Source organism: Paracoccus sp. SSK6 (assembly GCF_039770665.1).
Taxonomy (GTDB): Bacteria; Pseudomonadota; Alphaproteobacteria; order Rhodobacterales; family Rhodobacteraceae; genus Paracoccus.
This window is the reverse complement of record NZ_JBDPNJ010000099.1, coordinates 1-675: the sequence shown is the minus strand read 5'-3', so window position 1 is coordinate 675 and position 675 is coordinate 1. Positions and strand designations below refer to the sequence as shown.

General features: G+C 55.6%; 2 protein-coding genes. One reads left to right on the top strand and one right to left on the bottom strand.

The genetic code is table 11. From position 1 onward, the window contains the following. The coding region (locus AAIL68_RS17555) for an H-NS histone family protein (protein WP_347141071.1) at positions 1 to 397 on the top strand (397 nt) is incomplete at its 5' end. 95 nt (positions 398 to 492) lie between these two features. Here AAIL68_RS17555 and AAIL68_RS17550 read toward each other — a convergent pair. Next, positions 493 to 675: hypothetical protein (locus tag AAIL68_RS17550; protein ID WP_347141070.1), on the bottom strand; the 183-nt coding region annotated here is incomplete at its 5' end.

The window sequence follows — 675 nt, the reverse complement described above, 5'->3', positions numbered from 1 at the left end:
CATCGAAATCAATCTAGCTCGCAGGTTAGCGGCTTTCCTGTCAGGGAAGGTTTCTATATTGCGGCAGGCAAATGAGGAGACCGTCATGGACATCAACTATAACAACCTGTCACTCGAGCAGCTGAAAGAGATCAATAAGAAATCAGCCGCAGCCATTGCTGATTTCGAGACCCGCCGGAAAAAGGAAGCCATCCAGAAGGCGATCGAGATCGCCAAGGCCGCCGGCTTTGCCTCGCTCGAAGACATGCTGGCCGCTCAACCCGCCAAACAAAAGGCCGAGCCGAAATACCGCCATCTTGAAAACCCCGAACTTACCTGGAGTGGTCGCGGCCGCAAGCCCGGCTGGATTATCGAGGCTCTGGACGCTGGAAAGTCGCTGGACGAGTTCGCGATCTGATTGGGGCGCTATTCTTGGGGCTTGCACCCGATCACGCGTGCAAGCTCCAGTTCAACAAGTCCGTTCGGTCGGGGTGTTCAATTAGGTCCGGTAAGCTAAACTTGGCTTGCGCTCAGCACATCACGGCACATCGCTTCGATCGTTTCTTCGGACAGAGCATCAGGATCAAAGGCACCGGCGATATCGTGACGGGCAGCAAGGTCACCGTCGAGCTTCGAAGTCTCGGCCAGTTGCATACTCGACTGCCCGCATAAACGCGTCTCTATAGGACCTGCCAG